The sequence below is a fragment of the Myxococcales bacterium genome (genome assembly GCA_016706225.1).
Taxonomy (GTDB): Bacteria; Myxococcota_A; Polyangia; order Polyangiales; family Polyangiaceae; genus JADJKB01.
Genome location: JADJKB010000025.1, coordinates 256,590 through 271,467, shown reverse-complemented (window position 1 = coordinate 271,467; position 14,878 = coordinate 256,590). Strand labels below are relative to the sequence as shown.

Sequence of the window (14,878 nt, the reverse complement as noted above, 5' to 3'; positions counted from 1 at the left end):
CCGGCGAGAGGCTGCGACTCAAGCGCGGCTTGCTGGGACGAGATCGTCTTCGCCGAGCTCCTCGAGATCCACTCGATCGATGCTGAGGTGCAGGCGGTTGCGCAAGCTCAGGTATTGCCCACTCACGGCGTAAGTGAGCAGTGCTCGAGCACGCTCCGACGCAGACACGCTCAGTGCCGAGTCACCGGAAGCACGGATGGTGGTGAGCGCCGTCTCCAGATCGCCGGAGAACAGCAGGCCGGCGCGGTCAGCGGTCAGGTCGACGCCCCGAGTCCAGCTGCCCAGATCTGCATGCCCTCCGGCCTGCAGCAGCTGCTCCAGGATCCCGGAGATGCGCCGCCGCAGCTCATCCGGCAGGTTCCGCCGCAGGTGCTCGCGGGTCGCGTGCACGGGTTTTTCGAGCTCGTCCGGGATGGGAAGCTTCGGCGCGGCCAGAGACAGGCCACCGAGCACCCAGGCCTTGAGCTCGGAAGGGCTGAGCAACACCCGCAAGAGGTAGCCTGGGCGGAGCAACACCACGCTCGACGCCGCCAGGAACGCCGCCTTGCGTTCGGGCATCGAACCCCGAGCCGCCGAAGACGAAAGAATGACGTGGGCCCGCGCACCACGACCGAGCGTGACCGCGAGCCGGGCGGACTCTCGCTCGAACAGCAGCGGAACCGGAGCACGCAGCACGTCGGCCGCGGACTCGAAGGCGCGCACGAGCGTACCGCCGGCCCGAGTCGAGTCGATGGCGGCGGATTCGTCCAGCCCCAGATCGCGGAGCGAGACTCCCAGCGAGGTCTTCGCGACCACGGGCTGGATCTGCAGCAACAACCCGGTCAGGGTGGGGTTGGCATCGGGGTGCACGAGGTGGTCGGCCCAGTCTCGATCGCTGATGCGAACCTCGGCCCCGATCATCGATTTGTCACGCTTCGATCGGTAGAACTCCTCTTCGTCCTGGTTTGCGCCGCCGGTCAACGTGAGCGCCTGCGCCGCGCACCACGCGGTGTCCAGACGCTCAGCCGCAATGCCCAGCTGGTGAAGCCGGCGGTACGCCTCCGGTTGCTCGGGATCCCGGGCGATGACGCTGCGCTGAAGGGCGGCCGCGCTGTGGAAGTAACGTTTTGCGTCCGTCAGGTACAAGTCCGCGAGCACCGCCTCCCGCGCGGGATCGCCCGCCACCAGGCGGAGGGCCGCCTCGTTCACCGCGATCGCGTCGTCGACCTGCAGACTCTCCAGATCGAGATCCGCCAACGCAGTCGCGAGTCGATAGGCACGCTCACGATCCTGGCTGGCCGACGCCCGCGCGATTTGCCGCTCCAAGATCCGACGTAGCGACTCCGTGTCGCCGAGCTCCCCGTACAGGGCGAGCAGGCGTGAGGTGATGGCCTCGCCATTCGGATCGAGCTTCGCGGCGACCTCGTACAGGGCTGCCGCCTCGGCTTTGTCACCCAGCTCCGTTTCGGTGAGCCGCGCGGCAGTCTGGACGTAGCGCGCACGCTCGGCGCGATCGCTGGTGAGCCCGGCAAGCCGCATCAAGACGTCGATCAACGGCCGCCAGTCGTGCCCGTCGCTGTAGAGGCGAAGCAACCGGAGCAGGATCTTGCGTTCATCGGGCGAGAGCTCCAGGCCGGACATGTAGGCCTGCGCCGCCGTGTCCTTGCGGTCGAGGACAGTGTCGGCAATGTCACCTGCGAGCACACAGGCCTCGGCGTCACGAGCCACGATCGCGCAGGCGCACAATCGCTCGAGGGTGGTCGGCAGTGCATCGACCAGGCCCGCCTCGCGCTGAACTTCCGCCAAGGCAGAGAGCGGCGCCACGGCTTCGGGGTCCAAGCTCGCCGCGCGCTCGAGCGCGGCCACGGCTGCCGGCCACTGGCCGAGTCGGCGGCAGAGCTCACCCTTGTTCGTCAAGGCGGACGCCAGCGCCGGCCGAGACAGATGGGCCTCGTGCAGAGCGAGCAGGCGATCGATGACCGTGATCGCGAGCTCCGGCGGGTCGACCAGGGATGCAACCCGTGCCGCGGTCTCGAGGGCAACCCGGTCGTCCGCAAAACTCTCCGACAGGCGTGCGCGCAAGGCTCGGGCGGCTTCCACCTGACCGAGCCCGGCGAGCACCGTGGCGTGAGCACCAAACAGTCGAACCTGGAGCGCCGCGCTCAGCTGTTCGATGTGTCGCGCGGCGTTGGTGTAGTGCTCGTCGGCCAGCTCCGGACGTGCGTGCGCACGATCAAGCTCCGCTGCGATCAGGTGGGCCAGAGCGTTTTGAGGATCGTTGCTGAGCGCCAGCGTGACTGCGGCTCGGGCCCGCCCCGAGTCATTCTGCGAATCCAGCACCACGCGGGCCAGGCTCGCGCCAAGCACGGCCTTGTCGTGCCCGGCCTCGGCGCGTCCAAGCGCGTGCTCGAGCCCAGCCACCGCAGCGTTGACCTCATCCTCACCGACCAGCAGGTCAGCCAGGTAGAGCGCAGCTACTGGATATCCAGGTTGCTCACTCAGCGCTCGGCGGCAACGCTCCGCGGCAGCGGTCGTGTCACCCTGCGCGAACCACAGCGCGGCTGCCTCGAGCCAGCGCTCCGCGCGCCGAATTGGCGCCTCTTCCGCCTCTGCCAGGGCGTCCAAGGTCAACGCCGCACCCTCCGCGTCACCGCGGGCGGCACTCAGCTTCGCGCGAGCATCGAGCGCCTCGTGGTTGGTGGGGTCGAGTGCCAGCGCCTCCTCGTACGCCCCGAGTGCGCGGCCCAAATCGCCGAGCTCGGTCTGGGCGACTCGCCCCAGCTCGAGCAGCGTGTCCCGGCGCAGGTCCAGGTCGTCCGTGCGCTCCGCCTGGCGTTCCAGCGTGAAGGCGAGCTCGCTCCAGCTCCGCAAGCTGCGATACAGCCGGCAGAGCGCCGCCAGCGCCGCGCTGTCGTCGGAGTCCACGTCGAGCACGCGTTCCCAGGCCTCGGCCGCGTGACGCTCGTCGAACAGCTCCGTCTCCTGCAGCCTGGCGAGCTCAGCGAGCAGCGCGACGCGTTGACGGCCCGTCAACGCAACTTGCAGCTCCAGCTCCAGAGTCTCGGCGGCCTTGCGATGTTTGCCCGTCTTCCGATAGAGCGCGGTCAGCGACTGGAGCGCCTCGAGGTCGTGGGTGCTCTCTTCGAGCACCGCCTGCCAGGCCTGGATTGCGGCGCCGTCGTCGCCGCCCTGATCCACCAGCACACGCGCAACCTCCAGCAGGATTGCGCGGCGTTCGTCCCCGGTCGCGGCTTCGGCCCGAAGCTCCATCAGGCGCGCCCAATCCTGGATTCGCCCCGCCTTCAGGTGGATCCGCCCGAGCAGACCCTGAGCACCCGCATGGCTGGGATCGTCCGAGAGGACCTGCTCCAGGATCTCTCGCGGGGCGGCCTCCCCTCCTCCGTGCTCGAGCAGCACTCTTGCTGCCTCGGTCGAGAGATCGCGCGATTCTGCCGGCACCAGCGTCGCGCGCGCCCGCACGAGCAGCGCCTGCGACAGCTCCGGCCAGAGCTGCGCGCGCCGGTAGATGTCGGTCATCCGCTCCAGCGCGCGCTCGTGGGTCGGCTCGAGCGTGACCACGGCCCGGTAACACTGGAGCGCGAGATCCGCGCGTCCGAAGCCGGACTCGTACCAGCCACCCAACCGAAATGAGAGCGCGATACGACGGGCTGGCTCCGGCTCTTCGTTCGCTCGTTCGCTCAGCTGTTTAAGCACGCCGCCCCAACGGCTGCGCTCACCTGCACAGAGCTGTTCGAGCCCCGCCGCGGCCTCGTCGTTCGCTGGATCCTCTGCGATGGCCTCGGACCAGGCGATCAGCGCCTGCTCTTCGTCCAGCAGGTCGACGGACAGCACCTTCCCCAGGCGGACCAAGAGCGCAGCTCGTTCTACACGGTCGCTGAGTGACTCGCGCCGCTCGACCAGCGCTTCGACCAACCTCTCGTGTTCCCCCAGGCGACGCAAGACTCGTTCGAGCGCCGTCCACGCCCCCACGGCGCCCTTGTCGTCCGCGAGCACGCTGCGATACGCGCGCTCCGCCGCCCGCGGATCCGCTGCCAGGTTCTCGTAGATGGCGCCGGCGCGGATCTGCAGGCGTCTCTTGGCCTTCTGGCCGGCGTCGGTCGCCGCTGTCTGCTCCGCGGCCAGCACGAACGCATCCGCGATTCGGTGAGGGCTGGCCCCGCGTTCGATGGAGCCTTCGAGAATGGCGGCCACCGCCTCGTTGTCGGGCTCCCGCAACAGGTTCTCGAGCTCGGCATCGATGTCGATGTCCGGCACGCTGCTCGGCGTGAGCGGCAGCGCGTCCACGACCGCCGTCATCAGCTCGAGCGTCTCCATCGCGTCGTGGGGCCGGCGCTCGGGGCGCCCATCGACCAGGCGCATCACGATCTCTTCCAGCTCTGCCGGCAGCCGCGCGTGTGGCAGGTAGAACCCAAGCGGGTCGGGCTCCGCTGTCAGCCGACGCCGCACGAAATCCGGGTCGTCAGGGCTCACCGGGAGTCGCCCCATGAGCAGGTAGTGACAGAGCTGCCCGAACGCGTACACGTCGCTCGCGGGCGTCGCGGTGTCGCCGAGCAGTTGTTCCGGTGCCGCCCACGCCACGAGGTGAGCGCTGGACGCCGAGCGTGAATGCGCGAGCTCCAGGGCGCCCGCCCGGAGGAAGTGCGCGCCCGCGTCGAGCAGGAGCACGCTGGGAGACTCCTCGTCGTCGCTGACCAGGAGGTTCTTCGCGTGCAACGCCCCGTGCGCGAGGCCCCGCCGATGCAGCACCGAGAGCCCCTGCAACACACGCCGCAGGATCGGCCAGGCCCGGCGCAGCGAGTACTGCCTGGGCTCACGCATTGCCAGCGGCTCCCCGGGGAAGAAATCGTGCGAAATCAGGCAACGCTCGCCGACCTTCTCGACCTGCACTCCGCGCGGGAGCCACCGGTCCGAGAGCTCCCCGGCGAGCCGCGTGCACGCCAGGTAGCGTTGCAAGCCCAGGAGCGCGCTGCCACCGCTCTCGCCGAGCACCCGCAGACGCACCTCGCGCTCTCGGCTGCGTGCACGATACACACACGAGAAGCTCCCAGCGCCGAGCAAGGACTCGATCACGTACGCCCCAAGGTGATCCCCATGCGCGAGTTGCTCTCGCTCGGTCGTTCGGCGCTCCGAGAGTCGTATTAATCGGCGTGTTAGCACCGGACGTTCGACGGTCATCACATCCATCAGCGCGTCGATCGCACCCGCTCGTTGGCAGTGTGTGACCAGCGCCGCCGACAGCTCCGCCGGAGTGGTCCCCGCCGACTCAGGCAGCGGCAGCCCCAGGTAGCACTCGGCGATCCGGCGGATCCCCTCAGCGTCGAACTCTCGCTCGAGCTCCCCTCGCAGCACCTCCAGCATGACAGTCGAGCGAATACCACGCCGACGGAGGCCTGACGACCGACAGCGGCGCACAGCACGACCGCGTCAGCCCACCCGAGTGGTCGCCGCGAAAAGATGGCGCACTCGAGGCGACCGCGCGGCGCTCCCGCGCAATGACCGCGCAACCTCGGCGACGGCGCGCGGTGCTCGGATTGGTGAAGCGCAGTTCTTCGCGCAACCGGGCGCACTCCGTGCGCGCCGCGACAGGCAGAGACGCGAGCTAGCCCAGCCAGAGCGCAACGAGCCCCGCCGCGCCCCCGAGCAGCGTCAGGGCAAAGGCCAGGACCACCGTCCTGCCAAAAGCCCAGCCCGCAATCACCGTCGCCATGCCTGCCTTGACGAGGGTGTTGGCCGCAGCGCCGAGCATGATGCTGGTGACGGCAACACGCGAGTCGATGGCGCCGCTCTTGGCCAGGCTCGCCATGCTCAGGGTAATGGCATCCACGTCGGAGAGGCCAGCGACGATCGCCGCCACGTAGGCGCCGCTGTCGCCCAGCCACGACGACGCCAGCCGTGCCGCGAACAGAACGAGTGTGAAGACGAGACCCCACTTCAGCGCAGCGGAGAGCTCGAACGGGTTGTCGATGGAGAGTGTCTCGCTCTTGGCCCCAGTCTGGCGCGAGCGCGAGTAGAGGAAGCCTGCCGCGACGGTTCCGCCGACCGCCATGCCCGCGAGGGGAAGCCCAAGCACCGGCAGCAAGGCGCGATTGACCAGCGCAACTTCGAGCAGCACGCGCGGGACCATGATCGTCGACGCGGTCACCACCGCCAGGGCACACGACGGCGCAAGCGCGGGCGTGCTCTTCGCACGCTGTGACATGCTCAGTGTGACCGCGGTGCTGGATGCGAGCCCCCCAACGATGCCCGTCAACCCGAGGCCACGACCCGGCCCGAGCACACGCAACGCCACGTAGCCGACGAAGTCGATGCCCGCGATCAGCGCCACCATGAGCCCGATCTTGCGCGGGTTGAGCACCTGCAGCGGACCGAAAGTCTGGTTCGGCAAGAGCGGCAGGATCACCACCGCGACGATCAGAAACTTGAGCGTCGCAAACAGGTCGTCCTTCGTCGCTGCGTCCGCGAGCGCATGAATGCGCGGCTTGAGGCTCAGGATCACCGTCACGATCACCGCCACCGCCGCGAGCGTCAGCGCGCGCCGCGAGATCGGCTCGATCACTCCGCGTGAGGTGGCCAGCGCACCCAGGAGAAACGTGGCGAGAAAGGCCACTTCGGTCGTGAGCCCGCGGTCGCCGCCTTCTCGCATCTGAGACCAGTAAGCGAGCGCGAGCAGCGCGGCGACGACGGCAAACGCCAAGAGCACGAGCCCGAGACCGAAGTGCACCCCGAGCAGCATCGACAGCCCGCCCAGGAGCGCCACGATGGGAAACGTGCGCGCGCCGCCCACGAACGACCGACGACGTTCCTCCGGGTCGTCCGGCGCCGACTGCTCGCGTTCGAAGCCGATCAGGAGCCCCAGCGCGAGCGCCAGCCCCAGCGCGGCGAGTGATTCGGAGTCCTCCATGGCGCTACCGGGATGGTACTCCGTCGGACGGCATCGGCACGCACTCCGGGCGGTCAGCCCAACGCGCTTCGACTGGTTCCGCAAGCTGTTCAGCGCATCGACCGAGCTCAAGAACTGGCCGGCCAGCTCGTTCGGGGCGTGGACCCACTTCGTGAACCTCCGCAACGGAAAAACGCTGTTCTACCGAGCCTCGACCGGAGAGGGCGCAATCGGAGAGTTCACGAGCGGCGCGCCCTATTTCACTCAGCTCGGTGGGTTCGTGGCGAACACCTTCCCGAAGGAGATGGACATCGTATCGGCGCTTTGAGAAAGCCGGCAGTCTCGGACCCATCGTCCGCTCAGTTCGCCAGCGTCGCGGTGTTGATGCTCGCGAAGCTGCCGCCGGCCGGGTAAGCGTACGACGCACACCAGTCGGTGCCCCACACCGTGATGCCGAAGGGGGCGTCGGAGCTCGCCTCGTGCCGGCTGGTGTTGCAGGCGGCCACGGGTTTGCCGGCGCGCATCAGGTCGACGTGGGCGACCTCGAAGTCCTTGCCGACGGGCTGCCAACCCGTGAGCTTGCCGAGGCAACCGAGTGTCACGTCGTGAAACCCGCTTGCGTCGCGTCGTCGCGTGACGACGAGGTTGGTGGTGGCAAAGGTCGGATCGGTGAAGAACACGTAGTGGGACAGAAACTGCTCCGGCGGTAGCGCGTTGACCCACTCCTCGTCGCCCAGGCCGCATTGAAGGGGCACACCGAACGGCATTGGTGTCGTCCCGTCTTTGCGCATCACCGCCGCGAACACACTGCCGGTCATGTACTGCGTGAACGAGAACGGGTGCGTCGCGCCCTGGGAGCGCACGACGAACTTCTGCGTGGTCGCGATCTCCACGGCTTGCCCCGCGGAGAGACTGGTCGGCGCACCCACTGGCTGCGCCGGCTCCCAGCTGAGGGAGGTGCCGTCCGCGACGCCCACCAGGCGGTACACGCTGGTCTCCTGGGACAGATTCATGAGCCGGGTCACGGTTCCGCCCGCGACGTACTCGTGGCCCAGCGCGGACACCGGTGGCAATTGCTGGTGGGCCGCGTCGCGCCCGCCATCGATGGCCTCCCCCGCCGTCACCCAGAGGTAGGTGTTGCCGGTGAACGCAGCGATGGGCGCCGAGGACGTGATCACCGCGCCCGTTGGATCGGCGCCGAGCCACTGCACGGTTTCTCCAGCGTTCAGCGTGAAGCTGCTCTTCTGCCCTTTGATTGCCGAGGACAGCGCCGGGCCCGCCGGAAGCGTCGCCTTCGGCGTGATCTGCACGCTGGTCCCGTCGACGCTGCCAACCAGCGTGAGCCAGAGCTTGCCAGACACGATCGGATCTTTGTCCGCTTGGTGGGGCGCGACGCCGAGGTGACTCTTGCCCCACGCGGACACCGGAGTGAGCAACGCGGCGCTGGGTGAGAACGTCCGCGCGCCCCCATACGGAATGATGTCGTAGGCGGTGATGGGCGTGTCACTCTCGAGTGCGAACGCGGTACCCCGACCGCTGCTCGAGAGCGCGGTGTCCGAGACCACCGCGGGTGGAACCGGACAGCTGAGTGGCAGGCCGCCGTTGGTCGACTTGGGGTCGTGCGACAGGAACACAACCGCAACTTCACCCGGCGGCAACCCTCCGGCCGGCAGCGGTGAATAGCTTGGATAAGGCGACTTGCCGCTGGGGATGCGCGCGTACTTCGTGGCATCGAGGGTCTGAGCGCCATACCGGAGCGTGAGCTTCGCGGGCTGATTCCAGGCGTTCGCGACGAAGAGCGCGTGACATGGGCCGCGCAGGTTGATGCCCTCGGCCCCAGGCCAGCCCGCGCCCATGAACGGCGAGCTGGGGACGAAGTACTTGCACCCCACGTTGCCGGTGCGGGCCTCGGCTGCGCTGCAGGCAGCGACACAAGCTCCGGCATCGCAACCTTCGGACGGCGCGCAAGTCGAGACGACCTTGCCGCTGGCATCGAGCACCTGATGCAGATCGTTCGAGCAGGCAACCCCTGGCCCGGGCGGCTGCCCACCCCCGCCTCCACCATTGCCGCTACCACCGAGACTGCCTCCGGCTCCACCGCCGCTGCTCTCGGCTCCGGTCCCTCCGGCTCCGGCCGCACCCGACGCGCCTGCGCCAGCATTGCCCCAACCGCTCGTCCCAACGACGCCGGTGCCGCCCCCCGATCCGCTCGTCGTGTCGGCCCCAGCACCCTCCGGCGCAGCGCAGGCAACCGTCCCCAACACCACCAACACGAGGACAAACGCCCGCGTTGCCTCGGGACCGAAGCAAAGGCTCGCCTCTCGGGCACGGAGATCGTCGCGGGTGAGCACGGTCTCTCTAGGTCGACACGCTCCCGGGGCCGCCTTGCAAAGATTTGGCTTGTAGGCCCGGCAATCAGGACGGGGCGGTCCGAACCGGCGGCGCCGTGTGTCAACGTGATAGGCTCGAACCCGAGCTCGCGATGCCGGGTCCACGCCAAAAATCTCCACGCTTCTGGCTGATCGCCGCGGTCGCGTTGTTTGTTGGAGCCTGCGGGGCCAAGGACGAAGGCGGGTACGAAGAGCTACCAGGGATCGGCGGCTCTGGAGTCGGCGGGTTTGCTGGCACAGGCGTCGGTGGAACGGGTTTCGGCGGGACAGGTTTCGGCGGAACGGGTTTCGGCGGAACGGGTTTCGGTGGAACCGGTTTCGGTGGATCAGGTTTCGGTGGAACCGGTTTCGGTGGAACCGGCTTCGGTGGAACCGGTTTCGGTGGAACGGGCTTCGGTGGATCAGGTTTCGGTGGAACCGGTTTCGGTGGAACCGGTTTCGGTGGATCAGGTTTCGGTGGAACCGGTTTCGGTGGATCAGGTTTCGGTGGAACCGGCTTCGGTGGATCAGGTTTCGGTGGAACCGGCTTCGGTGGAACCGGTTTCGGTGGAACGGGTTTTGGCGGAACCGGCTTCGGTGGCTTCGGCGGAACGGGCTTCGGTGGCTTCGGCGGGACCGGCTTCGGTGGCTTCGGCGGCTTCGGCGGCTTCGGCGGCTTCGGCGGCACCGGCGGAACGGGCGGAGTCGCTGGAGCGGGAGGCACAGGAGGAAGCGGCGGACTCGGGGGCACGGGCGGAGTTGCAGGAAGCGGCGGACTCGGCGGAGTGGGCGGAATCGGTGGCACCGCAGGCACCGGCGGCACCGCAGGCACCGGCGGCACCGCGGGCACCGGCGCGACCGGCGGGAGCGGCGGCACCGGCGGCGGAGTGGTCGAAGACTGTGGCAACGGAGTCGACGACGACGGCGACGGCCTCGTGGATTGCGCCGATGGCGACTGCGGTGGCGGCTACGTGTGTGCGCCACCCGTGCCCGCCGGCTGGCAAGGTCCGCTCGAATTCTGGAACGGTCCGGGCGCTGCAACACCGCCCAGCTGCGGCGGAGACTTCCCGACTGCAGCCCTCGACGCGATGCAGGGCCTCACGGCGGGCCCGCCGACCTGCGACGCCTGCAGTTGCGGCTCGCCGATCGGCATGGTCTGCGCCCTCTCGACCGTGCAGTTCTTCTCGGCACCCGGTTGCACCGGCAGCACTGGCCAGCTGACGATCGCTGCCAACGTCTGCCAGTCGTTCATCATCCTCGGCTTCGACCCAGCGAGCGCGCTGTTCGCGACGGCGCCGCCGGCGGGCGGTGCGTGCAACCCCGCTCCAACCAAGAACGTGGTTCCGCCGCTCGCGTGGAACGAGCGCGTCCGCACCTGCGGCGGCGCCGATCTGGGCGGCGGCTGCGGCGCGGGCGTGTGCGCCCCGAGACCTGCAGCGCCGTTCGCAGAGCTGTGCATTGCCAAGACCGGTGACGTCGCCTGCCCGGCCGGATTCCCCAAGAAGGGTGTGTACTACTCGGGTGTGAACGACACCCGCGGCTGCAGCGCGTGCGGGTGCGGCTCACCCCAAGGAGCCGCGTGTCCCGGTAGCCTGGAGCTCTGGACCAACTCCACTTGCAGCGTCGACGCCGTCACGATCCCGAAGGTCGGTGGCTGCGAACCCCTGCCGCCGGACAGCTCGCCGCCCCCACCACCGTACATGACCTCGCGCAGCATGTTCTACGACGGCCAACCGCCACTGGGCGGCGCCTGTGGAGCGTCCGGAGGACAGGTCCAAGGCAGCGCAACCCCAACGTCCGCCGTCACGTTCTGCTGTCTCTGACTCGGACCCACCGTGCGCATCGAGCTCGTCTCAGTCGCTGCGCTCGCGATGTTCTCACTGCCCGAGCGCGCACACGCCGAAGAGCGCGCACCACTCGAACTGCACGTCGCAGGTACGTATTCGCGCTTCGAACAACAGGTGAAGTCCGAGGTCGGTGGCGCTCGCGGCGAACGTCTGGTCGAGCAGTCCGAGCTCGCGCTCTTCCACGCCCTCAGTTATCGCTTCCTGGGGCCGCTGTCGGCCGGAGTATTCGGGCTCTACAACTCCGGTATACGACGAGTGGGGCGTTTCCAAGGCCTCACGCCGGAGGGCAAGGCCGTGGTCGCTCCAGAGCTCGGCGGGGACTACCTCGAGCTCTGGGCAGGACCCTTCGTACGAGCGAGTTTCGGTCTGCCCTTCTTCGAGCTCGGTTATGGGCTCTACACGGCGCGCTGGGACGAAGCCCGCGACGACTTGCCAAACAGCGAAGGTGATGCGGGGGTGTTCCGGACTCACCGCGGTATCGCCTGGGTGCTGGCAGGCGGGCTTGCGCTCGACCTGGCAGACGAGCTCGAGCTGACGGTCCGCCTCTCCTACCGCGTGCGCTACTACGACCGCCGCGGCGGGCACGCACTCTCCAACGACGTCGTGCACGGCACCCAGGATGTCACGCCGTTCATCGGCGTCGCGTATCGCTTTGGTGAGAGGTAGAGCGCGCACCGACGACCCTTTACGGAGGCCTTGCCGCCAACGTACAGTCTGCGGATGCGATGCGCTCGTTTCACCTGGTTCTCGGCGGCGGTGGTGGCAGTGGGGATGAGCGCCGCAGCGTGCGGCAGCGATTCGAGCGGTGGAGGCGGAGGCACGGGCGGAGCGACCGGCGGCGCGGGCGGCGCGGGCGGCGGAACCGGTGGCACGACCGGCGGCGCGGCGGGCGCAGGCGGCGCGGGAGGTTCGACCGGCGGTGCGGCGGGCGCCTCCGGCGGCGCGGCCGGTGCGCCGGCGCTGGCCTTTCTACCCGCCGATCGAGTCCCGCCGGCAGGCACCTGGGAGAGCGCGGGAGTCGAAGGTGGGATCCCGAACCGCACGACGAACTGCGCCGACGTGACCAAGGCACCTTACAACGCCGACCCCACCGGCGCGGCGGACGCGGCACCCGCCATTCAGAAGGCCATCGACGCGTGCCCGGACGGCCAGGTCGTGTTCGTCCCGGCCGGCAAGTACAAGATCGGGAGCCTGATCAAGCTGCCGAGCGCCATCACGCTGCGCGGAGCCGGCTCCGCCACGGTGTTCGACGTCGTGACGAGCACGGCCGTGCGAATCGGCGGCCTCGGACCCTGGCCCCCGCCCAAGGTGAACGACTCGTATCGCACCCCCATCACGTCGGGCGCGACCCGCGCGAGCAAGACGGTCGACATCGCTGACACCTCCGGGGTCGAGGTCGGCAAGATGGTGATGATCGACGAAGAGGATGATCCGACGCTGGTCTGGACCAAGAACGGCAGCAGCGGTCGGTATCGCGCATCGATGCACCGAGTCGAGGCCAAGACCGCGACCAGCGTGACCTTCCGTCCGCCACTACCCATCGACTTCGTGAAGTCTCCCCAGCTCTCGTGGTTCCCCGATCTCACGGAGCTCGCGGGTGTCGAGAAGATCAAGTTCGTGGGCAACGGCTCGAACCCGGGCCAGTTCATCCAGATCGAGTCATCCTGGAACTGCTGGGTGTTCGACTGCGAGTTCACAGCCATGCCCAGCAAGACCGTCGTGGTCGATTGGTCGGCGCACATCGAGCTCCGGCGCATCTACATGCACGACCAGGCCAACGGCGGCTCGAACTCCGAGGGTCTCGATTTCCTCACCGACGTGAGCTTCAGCCTGATCATCGACAACATCTGCGTCGCCGCGGGCTTCCCCCAGATCAACATCGGAGATGGCGGCGCGAACCCCAACTACTCGGGCGGATTTGGCAACGTGATCGCCTACAACTACGCCGTCGACGCCTATTACACGGACCCGCCGACCTCGACCAACGCGGGCAAGATGCCCCACGACATCAGCACCAATCACAGCCCGCACTCGCAGTACAACCTGGTCGAGGGCAACTTCATCGGCAAGTTCGGCGCGGACGGCTACCACGGCAGCGGCTCGCACACTCTGCTCTACCGCAATCGCATCACCGGCGCCGCCAGCTGGCCTCACGTGACCAATCTCACCGCGATCCAGATCGATCGCCGCAACCTGAACTACTCCATCATCGGCAACGTGCTCGGGCGGCCGGGAAAACCGCCGAGCTTCGAGTACGCGACTACCAACAACTGGACCGGCAGCACGATCTACCGACTGGGCTACCCGGACATCGGCAACGACGGCTTCAACGGCACGTTCCCACCCACCGCTCTCGCGAGCTCCGACGGCGGTCCGCGGGACCTCTACTGTGAGCGCACCACGGCACCGAACGGCACCACGTTGATCGAGGGCAACTGGACCTCGGCGGCGGGGAAGGTGGACTGGAGCGTCCCATCCGAGGCGCTTCCGCCGAGCTTCTTCCTCGCCCAGAAGCCCAGCTGGTTCGGCTCCCTCGCCTGGCCGCCGGTCGATGCGTCCGGCACGCCCGCCGACGACCCGTCGATCATCCCTGCCGGGTACCGCTACGTAAACGGCTCCGATCCGCCCTGAGCGCTCGGCTCGACGCCGAAACGACCACTCACTCTGTGCGCGGCTTGCAATCGAAGTCGAATGCCCTCACCACGAGCGCAGGCTTCGAGATGCGCAGCTCGTAGCCGCTTCGGTTGTACACCATGGTTGCGAGCTGATCCGTCGGGGCGCCGTCGCCGAGCGCCTGCTTCCACAAGGCAGCGGCGCTGCATTTGGGCAGAGCGATGGCTTCCTTTTCCAGGCCGGTCGGCACAAAACGGTTGAACGGATGCTCCAGCCGGCCCATGCCCAGGTGCCGCTTCTTGGTCGACTCGTCGGCCTCGGTAGAGACGTCCACCGTCCTCGGCTCGTGCACCTCGACGCGCACGTCCACGTAGCGCCCCTCGCCGTCCTTGGCGGCCAGACGGTGATCCACCCGCGCCGCCGGGTCGCCGACCATCGAGATCTTGCCGCTCGACGCCACACCCACCGCCGTCATCTCGATCAGCCTCGCGTCTTTGCCGGCAAAGGCGAGGACGCCCGCCAGGTGGGCAAAGGGTTCGTACGCGCTGACGTCACCTGGCGGCGCCGTCGTATTGCTCAGGTTCGGATTGCAGCCACCGGTGGCAAGCCCCAACACAAAGCCCAAACTGCAGCGCGCAAGCACGAGCCGACGCTAACACGGCTGCGGGGCTGACCCGCCGGCCTGAGCGAGAGGGGCGCGGTTTTCGGCCGCAAATGTGTCCACGCGCTGACGCTCACAGCCCGCGCTTCTCGGCCCAGATCTGTCCCAGCTCGAGCAGCTTTGCCTCCCCGATGTACTCCTCGCACATGGGGAACACGAGCTGCTCTTCCTTGCGGAAGTGATCCCTGAGGACGAGCAGCAGCTGGCCGAGCTCGTCCTTCGCCTGCTCGAGAGTCGTCGACCTCCCGAGGGCAACCACGAGCCGATCGATGTGCTGGTGCTCGGCGCGCATCACGGACAGGGGCCCGCCGGCGCTCTGACTGCCGGCAAGCGCCGGGAAGAGCACCTCCTCTTCCAGGCTGGCGTGGGTCAGCACGGCGGACTCGAGGATCTTGAACGCGGCCTTCAGTTCCTCGGCGCTCTCGGCGCTGGCCGCCACTTCTTCGATGCTGTCGAAGAGCGGATAGAAGAGCGCGTGCTCACCCAGCAGGCCGTCGGTGATCCTCAT

At 68.3% G+C, this 14,878-nt stretch carries 9 protein-coding genes; 4 read left to right on the top strand and 5 right to left on the bottom strand.

The genetic code is table 11. The annotated features are described in order from the left end of the window. Positions 1 to 18: 18 nt before the first annotated feature. Entirely contained in the window at positions 19 to 5,358 is a 5,340-nt protein-coding gene (locus IPI67_39815) for a tetratricopeptide repeat protein (GenBank protein ID MBK7586322.1), read from the bottom strand. A 241-nt stretch (positions 5,359 to 5,599) separates the two neighbouring features. Further along, positions 5,600 to 6,901, bottom strand: coding sequence for a DUF4010 domain-containing protein (locus tag IPI67_39810; protein MBK7586321.1), 1,302 nt, complete (start codon positions 6,899 to 6,901; stop codon positions 5,600 to 5,602). Between IPI67_39810 and IPI67_39805 the strand changes: the two genes are divergently transcribed. Then, the gene (locus tag IPI67_39805; GenBank protein MBK7586320.1) at positions 6,900 to 7,208 is read left to right on the top strand and encodes a hypothetical protein; all 309 of its coding nucleotides are present in this window, start codon (positions 6,900 to 6,902) and stop codon (positions 7,206 to 7,208) included. The genes IPI67_39810 and IPI67_39805 overlap by 2 nt on opposite strands. Before the next feature lie 31 nt (positions 7,209 to 7,239). Here IPI67_39805 and IPI67_39800 read toward each other — a convergent pair whose 3' ends face one another. Further along, complete coding sequence (locus tag IPI67_39800) at positions 7,240 to 9,231, bottom strand: IgGFc-binding protein (GenBank protein ID MBK7586319.1); 1,992 nt, start codon at positions 9,229 to 9,231, stop codon at positions 7,240 to 7,242. Between the two features lie 131 nt (positions 9,232 to 9,362). Between IPI67_39800 and IPI67_39795 the strand changes: the two genes are divergently transcribed. The 3 genes from IPI67_39795 to IPI67_39785 are packed head-to-tail and all read left to right on the top strand — an operon-like array spanning position 9,363 to position 13,727. Next, positions 9,363 to 11,072, top strand: a complete 1,710-nt coding sequence (locus IPI67_39795) for a hypothetical protein (GenBank protein ID MBK7586318.1) — start codon at positions 9,363 to 9,365, stop codon at positions 11,070 to 11,072. A 12-nt stretch (positions 11,073 to 11,084) separates the two neighbouring features. After that, entirely contained in the window at positions 11,085 to 11,762 is a 678-nt protein-coding gene (locus tag IPI67_39790) for a hypothetical protein (GenBank protein ID MBK7586317.1), read from the top strand. A 54-nt stretch (positions 11,763 to 11,816) separates the two neighbouring features. After that, positions 11,817 to 13,727, top strand: coding sequence for a hypothetical protein (locus tag IPI67_39785; GenBank protein ID MBK7586316.1), 1,911 nt, complete (start codon positions 11,817 to 11,819; stop codon positions 13,725 to 13,727). Between the two features lie 28 nt (positions 13,728 to 13,755). On the opposite strand, the gene IPI67_39780 is transcribed toward IPI67_39785, so the two are convergent. Together IPI67_39780 and IPI67_39775 are read right to left on the bottom strand one after the other, a co-directional pair. Then, complete coding sequence (locus tag IPI67_39780) at positions 13,756 to 14,352, bottom strand: hypothetical protein (protein MBK7586315.1); 597 nt, start codon at positions 14,350 to 14,352, stop codon at positions 13,756 to 13,758. 91 nt (positions 14,353 to 14,443) lie between these two features. Further along, a complete protein-coding gene (locus tag IPI67_39775; GenBank protein ID MBK7586314.1) occupies positions 14,444 to 14,878 on the bottom strand; it encodes a hemerythrin domain-containing protein in 435 nt (144 codons plus the stop codon).

Excerpts from the sequence above, each read along its gene's own strand:
- IPI67_39815 (MBK7586322.1), bottom strand. The coding sequence starts at position 5,358 with ATGCTGGAGGTGCTGCGAGGGGAGCTCGAGCGAGAGTTCGACGCTGAG.
- IPI67_39805 (MBK7586320.1), top strand. The coding sequence starts at position 6,900 with ATGGCGCTACCGGGATGGTACTCCGTCGGACGGCATCGGCACGCACTC.
- IPI67_39810 (MBK7586321.1), bottom strand. The coding sequence starts at position 6,901 with ATGGAGGACTCCGAATCACTCGCCGCGCTGGGGCTGGCGCTCGCGCTG.
- IPI67_39795 (MBK7586318.1), top strand. The coding sequence starts at position 9,363 with ATGCCGGGTCCACGCCAAAAATCTCCACGCTTCTGGCTGATCGCCGCG.
- IPI67_39785 (MBK7586316.1), top strand. The coding sequence starts at position 11,817 with ATGCGATGCGCTCGTTTCACCTGGTTCTCGGCGGCGGTGGTGGCAGTG.
- IPI67_39775 (MBK7586314.1), bottom strand. The coding sequence starts at position 14,878 with ATGAGGATCACCGACGGCCTGCTGGGTGAGCACGCGCTCTTCTATCCG.